The sequence below is a fragment of the Vibrio sp. 1249-1 genome, assembly GCF_033340495.1.
This window is the reverse complement of record NZ_JAWOWJ010000006.1, coordinates 39115-58460: the sequence shown is the minus strand read 5'-3', so window position 1 is coordinate 58460 and position 19346 is coordinate 39115. Positions and strand designations below refer to the sequence as shown.

Annotated in this window: 17 protein-coding genes; 7 read left to right on the top strand and 10 right to left on the bottom strand. The window is 44.6% G+C overall.

Annotated features, from left to right (window positions below):
- Positions 1-16: 16 nt before the first annotated feature.
- Complete coding sequence (gene smrB, locus R7Z50_RS12730; RefSeq protein ID WP_005380539.1) at positions 17-547, top strand: endonuclease SmrB; 531 nt, start codon at positions 17-19, stop codon at positions 545-547.
- A gap of 96 nt (positions 548-643) precedes the next feature.
- Here the strand turns inward: smrB and sixA are convergent, their stop codons facing one another.
- Positions 644-1108, bottom strand: coding sequence for a phosphohistidine phosphatase SixA (sixA, locus tag R7Z50_RS12725; protein ID WP_005380537.1), 465 nt, complete (start codon positions 1106-1108; stop codon positions 644-646).
- Positions 1109-1482: 374 nt separating this feature from the next.
- Between sixA and R7Z50_RS12720 the strand changes: the two genes are divergently transcribed.
- Positions 1483-4260: an insulinase family protein gene (locus tag R7Z50_RS12720; protein ID WP_318149114.1), complete on the top strand. Its 2778-nt coding sequence runs from the start codon at positions 1483-1485 to the stop codon at positions 4258-4260.
- A 226-nt stretch (positions 4261-4486) separates the two neighbouring features.
- Positions 4487-4681, top strand: coding sequence for a CG2 omega domain protein (locus R7Z50_RS12715; RefSeq protein ID WP_318149132.1), 195 nt, complete (start codon positions 4487-4489; stop codon positions 4679-4681).
- Between the two features lie 62 nt (positions 4682-4743).
- On the opposite strand, the gene fadJ is transcribed toward R7Z50_RS12715, so the two are convergent.
- Together fadJ and fadI are read right to left on the bottom strand one after the other, a co-directional pair.
- Positions 4744-6855 (bottom strand): fatty acid oxidation complex subunit alpha FadJ, encoded by a 2112-nt coding sequence (gene fadJ, locus R7Z50_RS12710; protein WP_318149113.1) that lies wholly within the window; start codon positions 6853-6855, stop codon positions 4744-4746.
- Entirely contained in the window at positions 6855-8162 is a 1308-nt protein-coding gene (gene fadI / locus R7Z50_RS12705) for an acetyl-CoA C-acyltransferase FadI (protein ID WP_170893573.1), read from the bottom strand. Before fadI ends, fadJ begins: the two co-directional genes overlap by 1 nt.
- Positions 8163-8882: 720 nt before the next feature.
- Between fadI and R7Z50_RS12700 the strand changes: the two genes are divergently transcribed.
- The 4 genes from R7Z50_RS12700 (at position 8883) to R7Z50_RS12685 (ending at position 13365) form a co-directional block, all read left to right on the top strand.
- The gene (locus R7Z50_RS12700) at positions 8883-9458 is read left to right on the top strand and encodes a sigma-70 family RNA polymerase sigma factor (RefSeq protein WP_005380528.1); all 576 of its coding nucleotides are present in this window, start codon (positions 8883-8885) and stop codon (positions 9456-9458) included.
- On the top strand, positions 9451-10182 hold the full coding sequence (locus R7Z50_RS12695; protein WP_033907380.1) for a DUF3379 domain-containing protein: 732 nt from the start codon (positions 9451-9453) through the stop codon (positions 10180-10182). The genes R7Z50_RS12700 and R7Z50_RS12695 overlap by 8 nt, the downstream gene beginning before the upstream one ends.
- A 297-nt stretch (positions 10183-10479) precedes the next feature.
- Positions 10480-11739, top strand: coding sequence for an outer membrane protein transport protein (locus tag R7Z50_RS12690; protein WP_005384451.1), 1260 nt, complete (start codon positions 10480-10482; stop codon positions 11737-11739).
- A gap of 309 nt (positions 11740-12048) precedes the next feature.
- Positions 12049-13365, top strand: a complete 1317-nt coding sequence (locus tag R7Z50_RS12685) for an outer membrane protein transport protein (RefSeq protein WP_053304158.1) — start codon at positions 12049-12051, stop codon at positions 13363-13365.
- 74 nt (positions 13366-13439) lie between these two features.
- Here the strand turns inward: R7Z50_RS12685 and R7Z50_RS12680 are convergent, their stop codons facing one another.
- The 7 genes from R7Z50_RS12680 to ccmD form a co-directional block, all read right to left on the bottom strand.
- The gene (locus R7Z50_RS12680) at positions 13440-14213 is read right to left on the bottom strand and encodes a VacJ family lipoprotein (protein ID WP_005380523.1); all 774 of its coding nucleotides are present in this window, start codon (positions 14211-14213) and stop codon (positions 13440-13442) included.
- Between the two features lie 216 nt (positions 14214-14429).
- Positions 14430-15644 carry a c-type cytochrome biogenesis protein CcmI gene (gene ccmI / locus R7Z50_RS12675; protein WP_017820807.1) on the bottom strand — a complete coding sequence of 405 codons (1215 nt, stop codon included), beginning with the start codon at positions 15642-15644 and terminating at the stop codon, positions 14430-14432.
- Positions 15644-16129, bottom strand: a complete 486-nt coding sequence (locus R7Z50_RS12670; protein WP_318149112.1) for a cytochrome c-type biogenesis protein — start codon at positions 16127-16129, stop codon at positions 15644-15646. Before R7Z50_RS12670 ends, ccmI begins: the two co-directional genes overlap by 1 nt.
- Positions 16126-16680, bottom strand: coding sequence for a DsbE family thiol:disulfide interchange protein (locus R7Z50_RS12665; RefSeq protein ID WP_005380518.1), 555 nt, complete (start codon positions 16678-16680; stop codon positions 16126-16128). Before R7Z50_RS12665 ends, R7Z50_RS12670 begins: the two co-directional genes overlap by 4 nt.
- A 1-nt stretch (position 16681) precedes the next feature.
- Entirely contained in the window at positions 16682-18658 is a 1977-nt protein-coding gene (locus R7Z50_RS12660; protein ID WP_017635943.1) for a heme lyase CcmF/NrfE family subunit, read from the bottom strand.
- Complete coding sequence (gene ccmE, locus R7Z50_RS12655; RefSeq protein ID WP_005380516.1) at positions 18655-19140, bottom strand: cytochrome c maturation protein CcmE; 486 nt, start codon at positions 19138-19140, stop codon at positions 18655-18657. The genes R7Z50_RS12660 and ccmE overlap by 4 nt, the downstream gene beginning before the upstream one ends.
- Positions 19137-19343 (bottom strand): heme exporter protein CcmD, encoded by a 207-nt coding sequence (gene ccmD, locus R7Z50_RS12650; protein WP_005380515.1) that lies wholly within the window; start codon positions 19341-19343, stop codon positions 19137-19139. Before ccmD ends, ccmE begins: the two co-directional genes overlap by 4 nt.
- Between the last annotated feature and the right edge of the window lie 3 nt (positions 19344-19346).

The following is a 19346-nucleotide window of genomic DNA, read 5'->3' as shown; positions in this document are numbered from 1 at the left end:
TGAAATTGTTTACCTAATGAGCAAAAAAGACACCGAGAACGATGACGATTTCGCCTTGTTTCAGGAAGCAGTACAGGGCGTAAAAAAGTTGCGACAGGATACCATAATCCAGCAACCAAAAAAAAATACTAAGCAAAAAGAAATCAAGCGCTCCAACCGTGAAGCGAGTGACTCTGAATTTTACTTTTCAGACGAGTTTGTCCCTCTATTAAACGATGAAGGTCCAACTCGTTATGCACGTGACGACGTCTCCACTTATGAAGTCAAACGTCTACGTCGTGGCGTGTATGTACCGGACGTGTTCCTCGATATGCACGGCATGACACAGCAAGAAGCAAAACGCGAGCTTGGTGCGATGATAGCCTATTGCATCAAAAACGAGATTCATTGTGCGTGTGTGCAACATGGTATTGGGAAACACATCCTGAAACAGAAAGCCCCACTTTGGTTAGCACAGCATCCTGACGTTATGGCTTTTCACCAAGCGCCACTAGAATTTGGTGGTGATGGTGCGTTGTTAGTGTTGCTTTCTATTCCTGAAAAGTAACAGGCTTGCTGTAGACACGACGAAACGAAAAGGCAGGGATCTCCTGCCTTTCTTATTCTGTCTCTAATTTGCAAACGCTTATTTTGGTTTAGACACTTATGGCGTAATATGCCAAAGCACTTCACCATTTTGTGTTTGTAAATCATATTCAATGCACACTAGCCCTGATGTAGGAAACATCGGTGGTGTCATGTCTTTTACAAACTCTGAAGTCAGATAACCGACCAAAGGCAAATGCGATACGAACAAAAGCGAGTCCAATTGTTCGACTTCGATTAACGCACTTGCGAAATCGAAGACATGCTCGGACTGGCCATAAGGTGTAATATCTTCACAAGTTTCAATGCTTTTTGCAGAGAAATACGCACTGATCTCTTGCCAAGTTTGTTGAGCTCTAATGTACGGACTCACCAACACTTTATCGAATTGCGCAAAACCCTGTTCTTTACAGGCTCTCGCAACCGCTTCTGATTCGACTCTGCCTCTTGGGGTCAATTGTCGTGCTGCGTCTGAATCTGCAAAATGCTCGGCTTCACCGTGACGCATGATGAATATTTTCATGTTATTTCCTAGGGATAGCTAACGCTACCAAAAGGTTGACTGCTATCTTTATTAGATAGACGGGGCTAACTTTAACAATGACGAAACAAAAATACTGATATAATTATCTGTTCATTATACCAATTCGCTTGTTAAAGATAGCGACTTTCTTAACAATCTATTAAAAGAATGTACTCAGTTCATCACACTATTTAACTGTGCAATGAGTTCAGAGCATTCACTCAAACAGTTCTTCCCCATACGCAAACGCGATGGGCCTGTGCAGAAGTCTACGAATAACAAAAATACGGCAAGCAGTATTTGTCGAAACGCAAACTTTGCGCCCCCCGCGAGGGGAGCCTAAATTACTGTAATGCGAAATCTGGAGACGCATCGTGCATCTAAGTCCTAACGATTCAAATCAATACCGCTACATTACCTTGAGCAATGAACTGCGTGTACTGCTGATTCATTCCGATACAGCTCAACAGTCGGCAGCTGCTCTGGCAGTGAACGTTGGACACTTCGACGACCCAAACGATCGCCAAGGTCTGGCACACTATTTAGAACACATGCTTTTTTTGGGTACGGAAAAATACCCTAAAGTGGGCGAGTTTCAAAGCTATATTAGCCAACACGGTGGAACAAACAACGCTTGGACTGGTACAGAGCACACTTGTTTCTTTTTCAATATTGCTCCAAATGCCTTTGAAAGTGCCTTAGATCGATTTAGCCAATTCTTTACCGCACCTTTGTTTAACGAAGAAGCATTAGACAAAGAGCGACAGGCTGTCGACTCCGAATACAAGCTCAAACTCAATGATGATTCTCGTCGCCTGTATCAAGTTAACAAAGAAGTCATCAATCCAGAGCACCCGTTTTCAAAATTCTCTGTCGGAAACTTAGATACTCTTGGCGACCGAGATGGTAAATCCATCCGCGACGAAATTGTGGAGTTTCACCACTCTCAGTATTCCGCCGATTTGATGACACTGACTCTATTTGGGCCACAGTCGCTCGATGAACAGCAAGCTTGGGTAGAAACCATGTTTGCCGACATCCCAAATCACCACCTTCGTGGAAAATCGATTGATGTACCGATAGGCACTGAGGAAAGCACGGGCATTTTGGTTCAAGTCGAGCCGCTCAAAGAGTTCCGTAAACTGATTCTCACATTCCCCATGCCGGGAATGGATGCGCATTATAGCGTGAAGCCACTCTCCTACTTTGCTCACCTGTTGGGTTATGAAGGAGAAGGCAGTTTGATGCTTCAACTCAAAGAAAAAGGCTGGATTACCTCTCTCTCAGCGGGCGGCGGCGCGAGTGGCAGTAACTACCGAGACTTTACCGTAAGCTGCACCCTGACGCCAAACGGCTTAGATCATGTTGATGATATCGTTCAAGCGGTTTTTCAATACCTCTCGATGATCAAACAAGACGGGTTAGATGAATGGCGCTATCTCGAAAAACAAGCGGTATTAGAATCGGCTTTCCGCTTCCAAGAGCCATCGCGCCCAATGGATCTCGTCAGCCATCTGGTGATCAACATGCAGCACTATCAACCGGAAGACACGGTTTATGGTGACTACAAAATGGCGGGCTACGATGAGGAGTTACAGCGTTCATTGCTGCGATACTTAACCATCGATAATGTACGCGTCACTTTGATTGCTAAAGGCCTGGAATACAACCGTACTGCCGAATGGTACTTTACCCCGTACTCCGTCACACCTTTTAGTGAAGACCAACGTCGTTTCTATCAACAAATCGACCCAAGCTGGCAATTCGTCTTACCGGAAAAGAACCCTTATATTTGCTACGACCTCGACCCCATGCCACTCGAAAATGGTGATTCACTGCCAGAGTTGATTGAGGATCTCGAAGGGTTTCGGCTGTGGCATTTGCAAGATGACGAATTTCGCGTGCCTAAAGGTGTCGTTTATGTCGCTATCGACAGCTCTCATGCCGTTGCATCACCAAAGAACATCGTCAAAACGCGCTTATGTGTAGAGATGTTCCTCGATTCGCTAGCAAAAGAAACCTATCAAGCAGAAATCGCAGGGATGGGTTACAACATGTACGCTCACCAAGGTGGCGTGACCTTAACCCTCTCTGGGTTCAGTCAAAAGCTGCCTCAGTTGCTGGAAATGATTCTGCACCGTTTTGCTTCTCGAGATTTCAGCCCTGCTCGCTTTGAAACCATCAAACAACAACTGTTACGAAACTGGAGAAATGCTTCACAAGATCGCCCTATTTCTCAGCTGTTTAACGCACTTACTGGGTTACTTCAACCCAATAACCCGCCTTTCGCAACCTTAGTCGAAGCGCTAGAAGAAATCGAAGTCGATGAACTCTCGGTATTCGTAGAATCCATTCTTGCAGAACTGCACGTTGAAATGTTTGTTTACGGAGACTGGCAACGCCAGCAAGCCCATGACATGGCTACGACCTTGAAGGATGCTCTAAGAGTTAACGAGCAACGTTATGAAGAGGCACTTCGTCCGCTCATTATGCTAGGTAAAAATGGCAGTTTTCAACGTGAGGTGCATTGTAATCAGCAAGATTCCGCAGTCGTTATTTACCACCAGTGCGAGGATATTGAGCCTCGCAGTATCGCGCTATACTCATTGGCCAATCACCTTATGTCGGCAACGTTTTTCCACGAAATCCGTACCAAGCAGCAATTAGGTTACATGGTAGGCACTGGCAATATGCCGCTAAATCGTCACCCTGGTATTGTACTGTATGTGCAGTCACCTAATGCAGCACCTGCCGAGCTGGTTACCTCAATCGATGAGTTTTTAAATGCCTTTTATATGGTGTTGTTAGAGTTAAACGATTACCAATGGCACAGCAGTAAGCGCGGCTTGTGGAACCAAATAGCAACGCCTGACACCACTCTTCGAGGACGAGCTCAACGTCTTTGGGTTGCAATAGGAAACAAAGACACTGAGTTTAACCAACGTGACAAGGTACTTACGGAGTTGAAGAAGCTGACGCGCGCAGACATGATTCGCTTCGTTGTGAACGAATTGAAACCTCGTACTGCAAATCGTTTGATCATGCACTCTCAAGGTCAAGCGCATTCGGAGGCTCCGCGCATCCATCTAGGACAAGAAATTGGATCAATTGAAGAGTTCCAACTTCGGCCAAAAGATTGCGGCTTGGGGTGATCTAGTTGCGCAGAAATAAAATTGTCGATTACTAGAATGTACCTACAAACCCATGAGGTTGTCGGTCTCATAGATTGAATCGGCACCATAATTGGCAGAAAATTGAAATTACGCCATTGCGGCTTATCTCTAATTACCGCACTAAAAATAACTTAATGAGGTAATCATGAAAAAAGCACTTTTACTTGTGGCTCTTATACTGCCATAGGCATCTGCTTACGCTGAAATCTCAGTCAAAGGCGATGGTTTCGAACTAAGTGACGACTGTGTGCGCCTTAGCGGAGACAATGTATCCATCAAATCAGATGATTGCTCTTCAAAACAGTGGAATGATAAAGACAAAAAAGGTAATAGCAGCGTTCATGGGGACGACAACCCTGGTAAAGGCCACAATAAAGATAAGAAAGACAAGAAGAAGTAACCATTTCTTATTTATGAAAAAGGCTTGCCACTGGCAAGCCTTTTTCTCTACCGAAGCAACGTTTAATAAAACGTTGTCCCTTCACCAGCTCGAGTAAGCAAACCATCACACGGCGCGTAACGATCGCCATATTTCGATGCAAACTCATTCATTTTCTCTACGAGCTCTTTAATACCAAATTGGTCCATGTAACGGAACGGGCCACCCAAGAACGGTGGGAAACCAATACCAAATATCGCGCCAATATCACCGTCACGTGGCGAGCGAATGATGCCATCATCCAAACAACGTACCGCTTCATTCAGCATTGGCAGCACACAGCGCAACGCAATATCGTTATCGCTTAGCTTAGATTTAGGGTCGAGTTTAAGCAGTTTGTAAACCGATTTGTCGACATCTTTCTTCTTGCCCTTGTAAGTGTAAAAGCCCTTACCACTCTTGCGTCCTTTACGTCCATCATTTAACAAGATATCAAACACATCCGGCCCTTTGAATCGGTCACCTAACTCATTAACCAGGATCGGCATAATTTTCGCGCCAATGTCGACACCGACTTCATCCAGTAAGGTAATCGGGCCGACAGGGAAACCAAAGTCAAGCAACGCCGTATCAATCTTTTCGATCGGTTCGTTAGCCAACAAAATATGCGCCGCTTCGTTCATGTATGGAGCAAGAATGCGGTTCACGTAAAAGCCCGCTTTGTCTTTCACTACGATCGGGGTTTTACCTTGCTTCTTAGCAAGTGCAACAACTGTTGAAACGGTTTCATCTGACGTCGTTTCATGCGGAATCACTTCCACCAAAGGCATTTTTTCTACTGGGCTGAAGTAATGCAAACCAACTACGTTTTCTGGACGCTCTGCTTTTTCTGCAATTTTGTGGATAGGCAACGAAGAAGTATTGGTCGCAAAGATAGTTTCTGTCTTAGCGTTTGCTTCAATGTCCGCCACCATTTTTTGCTTAAGATCTAAGTCTTCAAAAACCGCTTCAATTACGACATCAATATGATTAAAACTGGTAAAATCGACACCACCAGACAGTTGCAGCATTTTCGCTTGCAGATCGGCCTTGGATAGAATGCGACGTTTGCGCTGTTTCTCAAATAACTTGTAGTTGTAGTTGAGCGCATTTAAAACGCCATCGTTGCTAACGTCTTTGATGCGAACAGGTACTTTTGCTTTTGCAACAGACACATGGCTGATTCCGGCGCCCATCAGACCACCACCAAGCACACCAACTTTATGAACTGGTGCTGGTTTCGCATCCGTGCCATTTTCTTTCTTCATTTCTGTTGTGGCAAAGAAGATCGAACGGAGCGCTTTTGACTCTGAGCTCATCACAAGCTCACCGAAGCGCTTCGCTTCAAGTTCTTGACCTTTAGCGAAGCCTTTCTCTAAGCCATGTTGAATAACTTCTAGAATTGCAACCGTTGCTGGATAGTTACCACGGGTTTTTTGATTCGTTTTCTTCGCAGCTTGCTCAAATACAAACTTGCGCCCTAGCCCGCTACCAGACATCACCTTTTCTTTCGTCGATAGCTTTTTCGTACCCTTGTTTTTACCTTTGTCGATAAACTGTTTTGCTACGTCGAGCAAAATGGTGTCCGGCACACAGGCGTCCACAACGCCCAGTTTTTTAGCTTTCTTCGCACGAAGTTGTTTACCCGTCAGGATCAAGTCCAACGATGGTAACAGGCCAATCAAACGTGGCAGACGCTGAGTACCACCAGAACCTGGCAATAAACCAAGTTGTACTTCTGGCAGACCTAAACGCGTTTTGTCAGAATCCGTACAAACACGATAATCACATGCAAGAGCCAGTTCTAAACCACCGCCCAAACATGGGCCATGAATAGCCGCAACGACAGGATAAGGTAAGTCCGATAGCTGCTGGAATAAATCCTGACCTTGCCTTGCTAAGGCTTCCGCTTCACTTGCTGTGGTGCATGCTTCTAGCATTCGAACATCAGCACCCGCAACAAAATTGTCCGGTTTTAGGGAGTGGATGATCATCCCTTTAATACCACTGGAGTCTTTTAGCTGAGCAAAAATTTCTTTCATTTCGTCAGCAAAAGCCGCCTGCAGCGTATTCATTTTTTCATTAGGAACATCGATGGCTAACCAAGCAATATTTTGCTCATCAACCTTTAGACTAAATGCTTTTTGCTCGCTCATTACTCAACCTCCAGAATCATTGCCGCACCAAGACCACCAGCAGCACATGCGGTATTCAATGCAATACCACCGCCACGGCGTTTTAGCTCTCGTAGGGTTTGCGTCATCATACGCGCACCAGTCGCAGCAAATGGGTGACCATAAGCAATTGATCCGCCAAGCACGTTGAACTTATCCATGTCAATTTCACCAATCGCTTTTGAGCGACCAAGGTTTTCTTGAGCAAACTTATCGGAAGCAAACATCTTCACATTCGCCAATGCTTGAGCAGCAAAGGCCTCGTGCATGTCGATCAACGTCAGGTCTGACAGTTCCAAGCCTGTATTTTCAAGCACTTTCGCTGTGGCATAAGTCGGCCCCATCAGCATGTCCTTTTCCACGCCGATAGCAGAGAATGCATAACCTCGGATGTAACCAAGAATCTCCATTCCGAGCTCTTTCGCTTTACCTTCTCGCATCAACATCACTGCCGCACCACCATCAGTCAATGGCGTACTGTTCGCAGCCGTAACACTGCCATACTGACGATCAAACGCAGGTCGCAATTTCGCGTATCCCTCAACCGTTGAGTCATGACGAATATTGTTATCTTCCGAAATCCACTTTCTGTATGGTTCAGGGAAAGCCGTCATCACTTCATCTTGGATTTTTCCTTCTTTCCAAGCTTGAGAAGCCAGCGTATGAGAACGATGTGCAAGCGCATCCTGTTCTGCGCGAGAAATACCATGTGTTTTAGCCATTTGCTCTGCAGTTTGTCCCATGGATAAACCCGTAGAGTACTCTGCTACTGCTGGTGGCACTGGCATCAGGTCTTTAAAGCTCAAGTTTTTGAGGATACTAAGCTTCTGACCCATTGTTTTTGTCTTACTAAGAGCAAGCAGATTAGCGGCCAATTTCTTTGATACGCCAATAGGCAGGACGGAAGAAGAGTCTGCACCGCCAGCAATACCAATATCGATGGTTCCCGCCATGATGCTTTCTGCGACATTAACTGCCGCTTGAAAACTCGTTGCGCACGCTCGAGTCACACTGTAAGCATCAGTATGGATGTTCATACCGGTGCCTAACACGATTTCTCGTGCGATGTTTGGCGCTTCAGGCATTTGTACTACTTGTCCAAATACCACTTGTTCGATTAGCTTCGGATCAATATCTGTTCGAGCAAGCATTTCGCTTACTACCATTTTCCCTAAATCGACCGCTGGCACTTGGCTAAATTCCGTGCTTTGACGAGCAAAGGGAGTTCGAAGCCCCGCGACAATAGCGACACGCTCACCATTGCGTGTTTTTACTTCCTGCTTGCCCATTGTTTCTCCTTAAATACAAGAGGTCTGACCTGATGCATTGTAATGAATTTGTTAAATTTATCAAACGTGCGTTTAAATAAACGTGAAGCAAGTAGTTCAATTACTCTACTTCTTTGATTCTTATGCGATTACTAATGGTTAACTATAGAGAGTTAAAACGGTAAGAGGTATACGGAAAGTAAAATCGAAGCAAAAAAAAACCACACATAACTGTGTGGTCGGAATATCTATAAAACAATTAACTTACGCCAATTGAAAAGTAATCAGTTTCCTGATTAGGAGAAAGTAAAGTCAGCCTTCAAAAGGAAGTGTCATCTTGCTCAACATGTTAGTCGCAATGACTAACGAGATGACAAGGTGTACTATAACCCCTTCACTGCTTGATATTTTGAAATAGATCAATTTTATAGTGATTTTACGAGTTTTAAGCTCACCTAGAGCGATTATTGATTCAAAACAATTCAAGAATCCACCATCAGAAGTCCCTGTTAATGCTCCATCGAGTGAACTTATCCAAGCCATTGATTACTAATGATGATATTGTTAACAATATATATCAATTCGTGTTCGATGATATCTGACATTTGCGTATACACTTTTAGGTAACCACATGGCTTATTGTGTCAAAGGGGTTGCATGACAAATCCTGCAACCAAAACCGCTAGGCGATGAAGCAAGTAAAGTCATGCTCAGAACAAATAAGAAACTCACAGAGCGAGGATGGAGGCTCCTGTGGCCATATTAAAAATGTTTGGAAAGAAAAATTCCAACAGTCCGGTCAACTCTGATATGGACAAGCAAAGAAAATACGAAGCGCTCGTCCGAGGGTATCATCGTGACTTGTACCGCTACGCATATTGGTTGTGCAAAGATAAAGCGGTCGCGGAAGATCTAGTTCAGGAAACCTGTCTTAGAGCTTGGAAGTCACTCGATAGCCTCCAGGACGAAAAAGCTGCCAAGTCTTGGCTCATCACAATATTGAGACGAGAAAATGCGCGCCGCTTCGAACGTAAACAATTTGATTTAGTTGATATCGATGATTACGGCAATGATGCTAAAGTCAGCGATGACTCACATCATCAGCAAGAATGGCTGCAGGCACAGATCATGAAGCTCGATGTTGAATACCGTGAGCCTTTATTTCTCCAAGTTGTCGGTGGTTTCAGTGGAGAAGAAATTGGCGACATTCTTGATTTAAATAAAAACACAGTGATGACTCGACTATTTCGCGCTCGTAATCAACTTAAAGAGATGTTGGATTCTCAAGATACTAAGAGAGGACAAAAGAATGGATGATTTAGAATTTCGTCGTCGTATTTTGTCGGATCCAAAACAAAAGGATGAAGAGATTCTGCAAGCTTTAGCTGGTAGCGACGCCAACAATAAGTTTGTTGATGACGTTTTGGATCTCGATGTAAAAATTAAACAAGCCATGAATGTGGATGTACCCGAAGATCTCGCAGATAAGATTTTATTTAGCCAGACGTCGAGTGCACTTGATGAAGAGAAGGTCGTAAGACCAAACTTTGTCCGCAAAGCAATGGCACTTGCCGCTTCTATTGCGTTCACCGCAGGATTATTAGTTGGCCAAGTAAACTGGGGAAATGTTTTGGTGTCTCCAGCACAAGCCAGTTTAGCGGATACCGCGATGAAACACGTTATTCATGAAGAACCGTTTGTTCGTCATCTTGATGAGGATGTACCGAGCTCGCAAATTAATGCGAAAATGTCGCCATTTCATTACCAGTTTAGTGAAAACTTTCCATATCACGTTTACTACCTAAACCACTGCGGTTTTGGCGAATCCAATGCGGTGCATATGGTGTTCCAAGGTCCAAAAGGTAAAGTAACGTTATTTATTACTGGTATTCCAAGCGAACAAAGTACCGACTTTAGTAAGGATGGCATGACCGGAATCGTTCAGCCCGTCGGGAGTTCAAGCCTGATTTTAGTCGGGGAAGAAGGTGAAAATATTGATGCGCTCGCTACGACTCTTGCATCAATGATTAAGCCGATGTAACAACTTCGACGATTTCCAGCCTTCAAAAGGTTAAATGCCGCTAAATGATCTTATTTAGCGGCATTTTTGTATAAATATAACACAAAACATTCACCACCCCTATCGCATTTAGAGCTTAAACTCTAAATTATGCATTTTAAGTGCAATTTCCCGTCTTTTAGACATCATTTCTGCAATTTTTATTCAATTTTATCCAATGGTCGGATTTGTCCAAGCAACTATTGATACTACTATCTGCGCCACTGAGCAAAAGCTCAATTTATCGTCCAAAGAGACGAATCTAATAAGGAAAAACAAATGACTCAGAACACGCGTCTGTTTAAAAAGACTCTCCTAGCAGTAACGGTAGCTTTTGCCTCAGGTCAATCGATGGCAGCGGGTTTCCAAATCAACGCTCAATCAGCAACTGGCATCGGCCGTGCATTTGCTGGTGATGCGGTAATCGCAGATAATGCAGCAGTAATGGCTCGTAACCCAGCAGCAATGGCTCTGTTTGATAAAATGGAACTGTCGCTAGGTTTCGAAAGCATTACTTCAATGATTGAAGTGAAAGATGCGAAATATAACGTTAATACTCCTTTGGGCTCCAATACTGTAAGTGTTGCTGATACTGATGATGTGGGTGATACGTCAATAGCTCCAAACATTCACCTAATCGTTCCAGTAAATGACAAGTTTGCATGGGGCGTAAACGCATACTCTAATTTCGGCACTAAAACTGAATTTTCAGATAACTACACCGCAACAGAGTACGGTGGTCTTACGGATGTAAAAAGCTTCAACTTTGGATTGGCGGGTTCTTACCGTTTAAACGAACAATGGAGCTTTGGTGCTGGTTTAGATTTAATCTACGGCCAAGGCACAATGAAGCGTACAACTAGCTCTTCAGTCCCAAGGGTTGGCGGTCAAAAAATTCTGGACGTAGATAAAGCTGATGGTTGGGCTGTTGGTTTTAACGTAGGTACTGTGTACGAACTAGATGAAAACAACCGTTTTGGTCTAGCGTATCGTTACAGCCCTGAATTTACGGCGAAAGACGACAAAGGTCAGGAAATCACGCTACCTCTACCAGATATGGCCGAGTTTTCCGGTTTCCACAAAATCCAAGACACTAAATTTGCTGTACACTACAGCATCCAATACATCGGCTGGAAAGATTTCGACCAAATTGATTTTGAGAACCTAAATCAGGGTTTACTTAAAGGTGGTTACTCGAAAGACTATCAATGGCAAGATGGCTGGCACTACGCAATTGGTGGTACTTACTACTTAAACAACAACTGGACACTTCGTGCTGGTTACATGTACGACACAAGCGCTCAAGATAAAGTAACGTCTATCTCGGTACCAGACTCGGATCGCCAGTGGTTCTCCACAGGTTTCTCTTACCATATTGATAATAGCTCAAACATCGATTTTGGCTTCACGTACTTGTTAGGTGAAGATGTAAAAGTTAATGAGAATACTCAATTAGCTCCTGGTCTTTCTACCGGTGTAACAGCAACAACTCATGCTGATGCAATTCTATTCGGCTTACAATACAGCCGTAGCTTCTAAACGCTTCGCTGTTAGTTAGTAGAAAAATACTTTATATAAAAGGCTGGATTTCCAGCCTTTTTTCATATCTGCGATTTATTGCCCACTCAATTTGAGTGAACACGTGTATCTAAATCTCACAATTAGGACGCACAGCTGTTCGCTGAATTCCGTTTACAAGCCTTTCACAGTTAGATTATTAAACCGCACAAATAACATTTGAAAGGATAATATTCCAAATGACCACTTACGCTGGATTTTCATTTCTAAAGTAAAAACTCTACCTTTAAACTTTCGTCCCACGTTATAAACAAATCAGCGAACATTCGAATGAAAACCAACAAGACTCTTCTATCAACAGCAGTGGCATTAAGCCTACTTGGCACAACGGGCATGGCTAACGCAGCAGGTTTCCAACTTGCTGAATATTCTGCAACAGGCCTAGGTCGAGCATATGCTGGTGAAGCTGCAATGGCTGACAACGCAAGTGCACAATGGCGTAACCCAGCAATGCTAACTTATTTGGAAGGCACTCAAGTGTCCGTTGGTGCAATCTATGTGAACCCAAATATTGATATTGAAGGTGATGTAAACTTCCACGGTAGCACTTCTTCTGCATCTTCAGATGACTTCGCACATGATGCAATCATTCCAAACTTCTACCTATCACACCAATATAATGAGAAATTCGCGATTGGTTTGGCATTTGGCACCAACTACGGCATGGAAACCGATTTAGGTAAAGGCTTTGGTGCATCGCACTTTGGTAACGAAGCAAGCGTAACGACAATGGAAGCGAACTTAAACGCAGCTTACAAAGTCAATGAATCAATCAGCGTTGGTGGTGGTATCCGTTACATCATCGGCGAAGGCAGCTTTGGCGCAGCAGCTCCTAAGAATAACGTTGTAGGGTTAAATCCTGAAACTAATCAACCAATCAGTGTTCCTCAAGGTACCGCTCTAAAATACATGGAAGGTGACGATACCGCTTGGGGCTGGCAAGTTGGTACAGCATGGCAGATCAATGAAAATAACCGTATCGGCTTCGCGTACAAATCTGAAGTTGAACTGAAGCTTGAAGGCCATGCTGAAGGTCTTGGTTTTGGCTTCGGTACTTCTGAACGCGACAACGGCTACATGTATCTAAACCTGCCTGCAACGGCTGAGTTGGCAAGCTTCCACCAAGTAACAGACCAACTTGCGTTACACGCAAGCGTTAACTGGACGGATTGGAGCTCTTTCGAGAAATTGGAAGCACGTCTAAATACTGCTGGCACGCATATGGTTAAAGTAGAAAACTGGGAAGACAACTATCGCTTTGCTGTTGGTGCTACTTACCAGCTTAATCCTAAGCTAGCGCTACGCACTGGTATTGCATACGATACTTCAGCGGTAAGCGACAAAAACCGTACGATCACTATTCCAGAAACTGACCGCACTTGGCTAAGTATTGGCGCAACGTACGATTGGACGAAAGACTTCAGCCTAGACGCTGGCTTCACCTATATTTTTGCGAAAGACGCACCAATCGTTGAGTCTCGTGGTTACAAGTCAGACGACACTGCAGAACAAGTCGGCGGCCAATTTGTAGGCGAAACTACGGGTAATGTTTGGCTAATCGGTGTTCAAGCAAACTACCGTTTCTAACCAAGCTGCAAAATACAAAAAAGGCTTAGCATCAGCTAAGCCTTTTTTCATTTCTCTATTGTGAAGAACAACGCTTAAAAGTCTTCTAGATATTCATCTAAATACTCTTCTTCTTCGATGTTAACTTCTTCTACCGTTTCAACTTCTGCTTTAAAGTTTTGACGCTGGATATAAACATCGCGAGTTAGAATATATGGATCCGGCGACGAGTCTAGCTGCGCTTCTTGCGGTACTAATAAAGCACGCTTCTCCATTCCTTCAAACGCCCACTTACCCAAACTCGCCCAGAAGTTGAGATAAGAGAGGGGTAAATACGTACTATCTACGGTATCTGTCACTTCACGTAAGGTATACGGACCATAACCTGGAACCATGAAGTAAGGACCATTTCCAACACCATAGTGGCCTACTGCATCACTGAACGCTTTCTCGTCGTACTTCGTAATACCCGCGGCACTTGCAATATCGAATAAACCGAAAATACCGAACGTCGAATTAATCCAAAAACGGTTAAAGTGGTCCACGGCTTTCGTACCATTACCCATGATTAAGTTATTAACCATGCTTGCTGGCTCATCTAAGTTCGATAAGAAGTTAGCGATACCAGAACGAATAGGAACTGGCGTGTATTCTACATACGCAAGTGATACAGGACGAACCAAATACGGATCTAAATATTCGTAGTTGAGTTCCCACATGGTTCGGTTAAAGCCTTCCAACGGGTCATACACATCAGAAGTCGTTTGATTTGTTTCTTGTCCTGTTACTGCTTCATCAGGCGCACTTGAACAGCCAACCAGTCCAACGGCTAACAGCAACAAGAAGGTAGATTTACCCTTGTTATACATTTTATTTTCCATAACGACTATTAATGTACCTAAGTCACCCCGATTAACCATTGTACGTATGTTGAGCAGGATACATAGTAAAGATGACTCAGATATGGGAATAAATAAAGGCCAGCAATCGCTGGCCTTCGGTATTCTACTCGATCGTTTAGAGTCATACCACTAAAGGCAACTGACTCTACCTCGTTGTCATGTTTCAGAGACAGATGTTAACAATTAATACTGCTGATCAATGGTCACTTCTACTGGTGCGCCAAATTCAACGACGTCACTTTCTCCGTGCCAATCTTGATCACGCGTTGCTACGTTACCGTCAGAATCTACACGCACACGGACGATTAGCTTATCGAGTGAAGATAACTTTTGCCCTTGCATCATGGCATTGCCGTCATCTAATACGACTGTGCGAGGGAAAGTACCTAGCGGATAACGAGCAGCAGCCACAGGCATTGGGGAGCCATCTGAACGATGTACTGACACAATCAGAACTGCGTTTGGATCCAACTGAGCATTTGGTGCCACATTAATTGTCACAGCTACACTCTTATCCGGTGAAACCGCTTCGCCCATTTGCTTACGAGCACTCTCAATACTGCGTGACAACATCTCGTAGCGGCTATCTTCTGGACCAATCATTTGTTGCATGATACCCCAGTACTTGATGGCTGCCGGGAAGTCTTGACGCTCAAACGCATCGAACGCTAACAAAGAAAACACACGCAGATCGACATAGTCTTGCTGCATCAGCTTGCCGAGTAATGAGCGAGCCGTCGCTTGATCCATTTCCTCTTGAGACAGCATCAGAGCTTGTGCATAACCCAACATCACATCAGGATCTTTGGGCTCTAGGCGGTATGATTTTTCCATCGCATCGATCGCCGTGGTGACATCACGATTTGCTAACGCAATACGACCTAGCAGTAACCAACCTGTCGAGTCTTCCGGCTGGTAATGTAAGCGAGTTCGAAGGGCTAGGGTCAAATCCGCCATTTCATCGTCACTCAGCGGCTCAGAAGAAGCCGACATCAGCTTTTTCGATAACTCAGGTAGATTTGCAGACACTTCTTGCCATTGAACAATATCGTCTGACGCGCCAAATTTATAATACAAACCATAGCTCAGCACCACCGTCAGAATTACCGATGGAACTAAAACCGCGATTGGAGAAACCTTGGTTTCTTTTTGCGCTTTATCACCAGGGATATCGTCAAGCAGTGATTGCTTTAGATCAGAAATCAGTTCGTCTTCACTTTCAACCAGACCTTCGTCAGTTTCTTCTGCAAGCTCAGATAGTCGGTCTTTATAAAATGCCTTGTTAAGCTCATCGCGTAACACATCATCATTGTTCGCTTTTTGTTTAAGCAGCGGCAAAGCCACCAGCGCACAAGCAATAAGCGTGAGAGCAACGGTGGAAATCCAAAATAGTGTCATTACTTCTTATCTCCGTTGTTCTCTTCTTCAAGCAATGCTTTTAAACGAGCTTCTTTTTGCTCATCCCATTGCTCGTCACTGCTCGCTTTTGCCTTAACTTTAGATTTACGGCTACGCAGTACAATCAAACCAAAACCACCCAGTACTACAGCAAGTGGCCCTAGCCACAAAATCGCAGTCGCGACCGTAAATGGTGGGTTGTAAGTCACGAAGTTACCGTAACGGGCGATCATGTAATCAACGATCTCATCTTTGGACTTACCTTCTTTGGTCATTTCGTACACCTTATGGCGTAAGTCCTGAGCAAGTTCAGCGTTAGAATCCGAGATCGTGTTGTTCTGACATTTAGGGCAACGGAGCGTATGGCTTAACTCTCTGAACTGCTGTTCTTGTTCCAAATTATCAAACTCGTACACTTCAATGGCCGCATGAGCAGCAAGAGATAATGTCATCGCAGCAAAAACGGCAAGAATTAGCTTTCTCATTGCTTCGCCTCCTCAACCAATTTGTTGTAAAGCGGCTCCAGTGTTTCTGACCAATTACGTGGGTTTACATCCCCTACATGGCGATAGCGAATCACACCATTTGCATCAATAATGAATGTTTCTGGAGCACCATAAACACCAAGGTCAAGGCCAAGCATACCACTGCCATCAAATAGGCTGATCAAGTACGGGTTGCCGAGATCATTCAGCCAACCTATTGCTTTATTACGATCATCTTTGTAATTCATACCGATGATCTTAACGCCCTTACCCGCCAATTCGTTTAGGTATTTATGCTCTGCATAACACGTTGGGCACCACGTTGCCCAAACGTTCAAGAGCAACGGTTCACCTTTAAAAATTGATTGGTCGTACTGTTTTCCAGGCTCAGCCAGATCTTCTAAATGAAATTCAGGAACTGGCTTGCCAACCAAAACCGACTCCAATTTAGTTGGATCATCGCCCTCTTGATTACGCATTAATTGGGTTGCGAAAATGCCCGCTAGAATCATGAAAGCGACAAGCGGAATAAATAAGATTTTCTTATTCATGTTATGCCTCCTGCTCTTTTGACTTCGCGTTTTTCTTCGGCGATTTACGGAAGCGGTAGCGTTTATCAGAAATCGCTAGTGCGCCGCCTAATGCCATAATCAAAGAGCCAGCCCAAATCCAACGAACGAACGGTTTATAGTAAATACGAACAGCCCAAGATCGGTTGTCGTCTAAACGTTCACCCATTGCAATGTATAAGTCGCGGCTAATACCACGGTCAATGGCTGCTTCAGTCATCATAGACTTAGCCGTACGGTAGAAGCGCTTCTCTGCGTGAAGCGTATTCACGTATTTGCCATCGTGTGTGATCTCAAAGTCTGCGATGTAGCCATCGTAGTTTGGACCATCTTTATCACGCAAGCCTGAGAAGTAGAAATCATAGCCTTGAATTTGGAAGTGTTCGCCAGGTGCTAAACGTACATCACGCTCGATGCTGTAGTTCTGTACCATCGCAATACCGATAACAGATACCGCCAGACCAACATGACCCAACATCATTGCCCAGTGGCTACGTTGCAGCTTGCGAACACCTTCACTAAAGCTATGACGGTGCGTTGCGCGCTCGTACAGTTCAAAGCCATGCATCGCAATAATCCAAATCGCCATCACCCAACCAATGTAAGCCATGGTTGAGAAGAAATCGGCAAACAGGTACACGCATAGCGCGGCCAAGGCGAAAGCAAGCACACCTGAAACGAGCATTGGTTTCACAAGTTTAGATAAATTGTCTCGCTTCCAACGAATAAGAGGACCAATACCAAGCAGAAAAGCAAATGGCATCATTAACCACGCAAATAGCATGTCAAAGAATGGCGCACCGATAGAGACCGACCCCAAACCAAGCTGCTTGTGTACGAGCGGCAACAGTGTCCCCACTAACACCACAACAAGAGCGGCGATAAGTAATACATTGTTGGCTAAGAGCGCATTTTCACGTGAGACTAAGTCGAAGTTACCTCGTACACGCACTGCTGCCCCTTTTACGGCAAACAGCAATAAAGAGCCGCCGATAACGAAAACGAGGAAGCCTAGAATAAACATACCGCGCGACGGGTCAGACGCGAACGCGTGCACCGATACTAAAATACCGGAACGGACTAAGAAGGTGCCCAACAAACTCAACGAAAATGCAGAGATTGCCAATAGTACCGTCCACGCTTTAAATGTGCCGCGTTTTTCTGTCACGGCAAGAGAGTGCATTAATGCGGTACCCGCTAACCAAGGCATGAATGATGCGTTTTCTACTGGGTCCCAGAACCACCAGCCACCCCAGCCAAGTTCGTAGTAAGCCCACCAAGAACCTAGTGCGATACCAAGTGTTAAGAATACCCAGGCTGCGGTTGTCCAAGGACGAGACCAACGAGCCCAAGCCGTATCAAGGCGTCCGGTCATTAGGGATGCGATCGCAAAAGAGAATGCAACCGAGAAACCAACATAGCCCATGTAAAGCATTGGCGGGTGAACAATCAAACCAGGATCTTGAAGCAGAGGGTTCAAGTCACGTCCGTCAACCGGGAAGAACGGTAACGTACGTAGGAATGGGTTTGACGTTAGGATGATAAACAGTAGGAAACCTACTGAGATCATGCCCATAACAGCAAGTACACGTGCAACCGACTCTTGCGGCATACCACGACTAAACGTCGCTACAGCGACAGTCCAAGCAGCTTGGATTAAAACCCACAGCAACAGTGAACCTTCGTGCGCACCCCATACTGCGGTTAAACGGTAGTACCAAGGAAGCTGACTATTCGAGTTGCTCGCTACATACTGTAACGTGAAGTCGTTGGTATAAAATCCCCAACATAAAATGGCGAAAGAGAACAACAGCATCAGGAACATAGACCAAGATAGCGGTCGCGCTGTGTTCATGAGCATGGTGTTATTATTCGATGCTCCCCACAATGGCAATACGCTCAACAACACTGCCATTGCAAGCGAAAGAATGAGAGCAAAGTGACCGATTTCAGCAATCATTGGCCGCTTCCTTGTTTCTGTTCGGTGCTGTATTGAAGCGGTTCATGCGTTTTCTTCATCGCTTCTGCAATTTCTGGTGGCATGTATTCTTCATCGTGCTTCGCTAGGACCTCAAATGCCTCAACTGTCGTGGCATCTTTCAGTACACCTTGAGCAACAATACCCTGCCCTTCACGGAACAAGTCAGGAAGAATACCGTCATAGGTAATCGTCACTTTCGGACCGACATCGTGCAGGTCAAAACTCACTTTCAAAGAATTAGGATCTCGACGAACTGAGCCCACAACCACCATTCCACCGATACGCAGACGCTGGCCTACTTCTGGCTTGGTGCCATCTGGCTTACCATTAACCAATTCCGTTGGAGTGTAGAAAAGGTCCATATTTTGGTTAAGCGCATAAAGTATCAAACCAATGGTGGCACTAATACCGATAAAGATCGCTAGTACAATACCTAGCCTCTTTTTACGTCTCGGGTTCATAAGGTGTTCTCCATGTTCTTCGCTGCGTCGATACGAGCTTGACGGTCAATTTTTGCTTTCACTTCTTTCAATAATGCATCACCGCGGCGAAGGCTAGTGATCAGAAGAATCAGCATGGATAAGAAAGTAATACCAAACGCACTCCATACGTATGATGCGTAGCCACCCATGGCAAAAAAGTCGCTCAGAGATTCAAAATGCATAAT

Excerpts from the sequence above, each read along its gene's own strand:
- smrB (WP_005380539.1), top strand. The coding sequence starts at position 17 with ATGAGCAAAAAAGACACCGAGAACGATGACGATTTCGCCTTGTTTCAG.
- sixA (WP_005380537.1), bottom strand. The coding sequence starts at position 1,108 with ATGAAAATATTCATCATGCGTCACGGTGAAGCCGAGCATTTTGCAGAT.
- fadJ (WP_318149113.1), bottom strand. The coding sequence starts at position 6,855 with ATGAGCGAGCAAAAAGCATTTAGTCTAAAGGTTGATGAGCAAAATATT.
- fadI (WP_170893573.1), bottom strand. The coding sequence starts at position 8,162 with ATGGGCAAGCAGGAAGTAAAAACACGCAATGGTGAGCGTGTCGCTATT.
- R7Z50_RS12700 (WP_005380528.1), top strand. The coding sequence starts at position 8,883 with ATGGAGGCTCCTGTGGCCATATTAAAAATGTTTGGAAAGAAAAATTCC.
- R7Z50_RS12695 (WP_033907380.1), top strand. The coding sequence starts at position 9,451 with ATGGATGATTTAGAATTTCGTCGTCGTATTTTGTCGGATCCAAAACAA.
- R7Z50_RS12690 (WP_005384451.1), top strand. The coding sequence starts at position 10,480 with ATGACTCAGAACACGCGTCTGTTTAAAAAGACTCTCCTAGCAGTAACG.
- R7Z50_RS12685 (WP_053304158.1), top strand. The coding sequence starts at position 12,049 with ATGAAAACCAACAAGACTCTTCTATCAACAGCAGTGGCATTAAGCCTA.
- R7Z50_RS12680 (WP_005380523.1), bottom strand. The coding sequence starts at position 14,213 with ATGTATAACAAGGGTAAATCTACCTTCTTGTTGCTGTTAGCCGTTGGA.
- ccmI (WP_017820807.1), bottom strand. The coding sequence starts at position 15,644 with ATGACACTATTTTGGATTTCCACCGTTGCTCTCACGCTTATTGCTTGT.
- R7Z50_RS12670 (WP_318149112.1), bottom strand. The coding sequence starts at position 16,129 with ATGAGAAAGCTAATTCTTGCCGTTTTTGCTGCGATGACATTATCTCTT.
- R7Z50_RS12665 (WP_005380518.1), bottom strand. The coding sequence starts at position 16,680 with ATGAATAAGAAAATCTTATTTATTCCGCTTGTCGCTTTCATGATTCTA.
- R7Z50_RS12660 (WP_017635943.1), bottom strand. The coding sequence starts at position 18,658 with ATGATTGCTGAAATCGGTCACTTTGCTCTCATTCTTTCGCTTGCAATG.
- ccmE (WP_005380516.1), bottom strand. The coding sequence starts at position 19,140 with ATGAACCCGAGACGTAAAAAGAGGCTAGGTATTGTACTAGCGATCTTT.
- ccmD (WP_005380515.1), bottom strand. The coding sequence starts at position 19,343 with ATGCATTTTGAATCTCTGAGCGACTTTTTTGCCATGGGTGGCTACGCA.